General features: G+C 63.6%; 1 protein-coding gene and 1 pseudogene. Both read right to left on the bottom strand.

All coding sequences use genetic code 11. The features are described 5' to 3' along the window. Window positions 1–1,049: pseudogene (locus AC1P6P_RS14155) on the bottom strand (DNA-directed RNA polymerase subunit beta'); the annotation flags it as partial. Window positions 1,050–1,172: 123 nt separating this feature from the next. Further along, a partial coding sequence (gene rpoB / locus AC1P6P_RS14160) for a DNA-directed RNA polymerase subunit beta (RefSeq protein WP_481403090.1) occupies window positions 1,173–3,734 on the bottom strand: 2,562 nt, incomplete at its 5' end.

Genomic DNA, 3,734 nt, shown 5'->3' on the forward strand with positions numbered 1-3,734 from the left:
TCGACGCGCTTGCCGAGCAGGTTCTGACGGAAGCGGCCCTGCTTGCCCTTCAGCATGTCGGCGAGCGACTTCAGCGGACGCTTGTTGGCGCCGGTGATGACGCGGCCGCGGCGGCCGTTGTCGAACAAAGCGTCGACGGCTTCCTGCAGCATGCGCTTTTCGTTGCGCACGATGATGTCCGGCGCTTTCAGCTCGATAAGCCGCTTGAGGCGGTTGTTGCGGTTGATGACGCGGCGATAAAGGTCGTTGAGGTCCGAGGTCGCGAAGCGGCCGCCGTCGAGCGGCACCAGCGGGCGCAGTTCCGGCGGGATGACCGGGACCACGGTCATGATCATCCACTCCGGACGGTTGCCGGAGTCGATGAAGGCTTCCACGACCTTGAGGCGCTTGACCAGCTTCTTCGGCTTTTCGCCGCCGTTGCAGGTGGCGATTTCGGCGCGCAGGTCATCGGCCAGCTTCTTGAGGTCGATCGCCTGCAGCAGCGAACGGATCGCCTCGGCGCCGATCATGGCGGTGAAGCTGTCGTTGCCGTATTCGTCCTGCGACTTGTAGAACTCGTCTTCCGACAGCAGCTGACGTTCCTTGAGCGGCGTCAGGCCCGGCTCGATGACGATGTAGTTCTCGAAATAGAGGACGCGCTCGAGATCCTTCAGCGTCATGTCGAGCATCAGACCGATGCGGCTCGGCAGCGACTTGAGGAACCAGATGTGCGCCACCGGCGAGGCCAGCTCGATGTGGCCCATGCGGTCGCGACGCACCTTCTGGATGGTGACTTCGACGCCGCACTTTTCGCAGACGATGCCCTTGTACTTCATGCGCTTGTACTTGCCGCACAAGCACTCGTAGTCCTTCACCGGTCCGAAGATGCGGGCGCAGAACAGGCCGTCGCGTTCGGGTTTGAAGGTGCGGTAGTTGATCGTCTCCGGCTTTTTGATTTCACCGTGGCTCCAACGCAGGATCTGCTCCGGCGAGGCCAGCGAAATCTTGATCCGGTCGAAGGTCGGGACTTCCTTGCCGGCCGAGAAGACGTTCATCAGCTCTTGGTTCATTTGGGCTCTCTTTGCGAGTTCGCGTCGCTATCCGTCTTTGCCACCTTCCCCCTTTCACAGACCCAGGGAGAAGGCCCTCACCAGACCACCGCGCGCCGGGCTTCGCGCGGGGCCTCACATCGTCTATCCGTTCACCAGCTCGACGTTCAGGCCGAGCGAGCGCATTTCCTTGACGAGCACGTTGAAGCTTTCGGGAATACCGGCTTCGAACGTGTCCTCGCCGCGGACGATCGCTTCGTAGACCTTGGTGCGGCCGGCGACGTCGTCCGACTTCACGGTCAGGATTTCCTGCAACGTGTAGGCGGCGCCGTAAGCCTCCAGGGCCCAGACCTCCATTTCGCCGAACCGCTGACCGCCGAACTGCGCCTTGCCGCCCAGCGGCTGCTGGGTAACGAGGCTGTACGGACCGATCGAACGGGCGTGGATCTTGTCGTCGACCAGGTGGTGCAGCTTCAGCATGTAGATGATGCCGACCGTGACCTTGCGCTGGAACGCCTCGCCGGTACGACCGTCGTACAAGGTCGACTGGCCGCTTTCGGCGATGCCCGCCTCGCGCAGCATGTCGACGATGTCCGGCTCCTTGGCGCCGTCGAACACCGGAGTGGCGATCGGAACGCCCGGACGCAGATTGTCCGCCATTTCGATCAGGCCCTGGTCGTCGAGTTCAGCGAGGCGCTCGTCGTTGTTGTAGACGTGCTTCAGGTAGCGGCGCAGGCCATCGTACTTGCCGTCGCGCTTCACCTTTTCGACCGTCTCGCCGATCTTCTTGCCCATGCCGGCGCAGGCCCAGCCGAGGTGGGTCTCGAGAATCTGCCCGACGTTCATGCGCGACGGCACGCCCAGCGGGTTGAGCACGAGATCGACCGCGGTGCCGTCTTCGAGGTACGGCATGTCTTCGATCGGCAGGATGCGGCTGATCACGCCCTTGTTGCCGTGACGACCGGCCATCTTGTCGCCCGGCTGCAGCTTGCGCTTCACCGCGACGAACACCTTGACCATCTTCATCACGCCAGGGGCGAGTTCGTCGCCGCGACGCAGCTTTTCGACCTTGTCGGCGAAGCGCTTATCGAGGCGTTGCTTGGACTCGTCGTACTGCTTGCGCAGTCCTTCGATCTCGGCCATCGCCTTGTCGGCGCGCACGCCGATCTGCCACCACTGGTGCTTCGGGATCGCCGCCAGCACTTCCGGGGTGATCTTGGTATCCGGCGCCATGTTCTTCGGGCCCGACGCGGCGGTCTTGCCCATCAGAAGGTCGGAGAGACGCGCGAAGATGTTGCGCTCGAGGATCGACAGCTCGTCGTCGCGGTCCTCAGCCAAACGCTCTTCCTCGGCGCGTTCGATCGCCAGCGCACGCTGGTCCTTGTCGACGCCGTGGCGGTTGAACACGCGCACTTCCACGATCGTGCCGGTGACGCCCGGCGGAACGCGGAGCGAGGTGTCGCGCACGTCGGCCGCCTTCTCGCCGAAGATGGCGCGCAGGAGCTTTTCTTCCGGCGTCATCGGGGTTTCGCCCTTCGGCGTCACCTTGCCGACCAGAATGTCGCCCGCGTTGACCTCGGCACCGATGTAGACGATGCCGGCTTCGTCGAGGTTCTTGAGGTTTTCTTCGCCGACGTTCGGGATGTCGCGCGTGATTTCCTCAGGACCGAGCTTGGTGTCGCGCGCCATCGTCTCGAATTCCTCGATGTGGATCGAGGTGAAGACGTCGTCGCGCACGATGCGCTCGGAGATGAGGATCGAGTCCTCGTAGTTGTAGCCGTTCCACGGCATGAAGGCGACGAGCGCATTCTTGCCGAGCGCGAGATCGCCCAACTCGGTCGACGGACCGTCGGCGATGATGTCGCCCTTCTGCAGCTTGTCGCCGACCTTCACCAGCGGCTTCTGCGTGATGCAGGTCGACTGGTTGGAGCGCTGGAACTTCTTGAGGCGGTAGATGTCGATGCCCGGCTTGGTGGGATCGGCTTCTTCCGTCGCGCGCACGACGATACGGGTGGCATCGACCTGATCGACCATGCCGGCACGACGCGCGGCAATGGCCGAACCGGAGTCGCGCGCCACCTTGTCTTCGAGACCGGTACCGACCAGCGGCGCTTCCGGCTGCAACAACGGCACCGCCTGACGTTGCATGTTGGCACCCATCAGGGCGCGGTTGGCGTCGTCGTTTTCAAGGAACGGCACCAGCGCTGCGGCGACCGACACCAACTGCTTCGGCGACACGTCGATGAAGTCGATCTGGTCCGGCGTCGTCATGACGTAGTCGCCATGGCTGCGGCAGGACACCAGTTCGTCGGTGATGCGGCCGCGGCTGTCGATCGTCGCGTTGGCCTGGGCGATCATGTACTTCGCCTCTTCCATCGCCGACAGATACTGGACTTCGTCAGTGACGTGCTTGTTGCGAACGCGGCGGTACGGGCTTTCGATGAAGCCGTACTTGTTGATGCGCGCGTACGTCGCCAGCGAGTTGATCAGACCGATGTTCGGGCCTTCCGGCGTCTCGATCGGGCAGATGCGGCCGTAATGCGTCGGATGCACGTCGCGCACTTCGAAGCCGGCGCGCTCGCGGGTCAAGCCGCCCGGTCCAAGGGCCGACATGCGGCGCTTGTGGGTGACTTCCGACAGCGGGTTGGTCTGGTCCATGAACTGCGACAGCTGCGACGAGCCGAAGAACTCGCGCACCGCGGCGGC

The sequence above is a fragment of the Rhizomicrobium sp. genome (genome assembly GCF_056722145.1).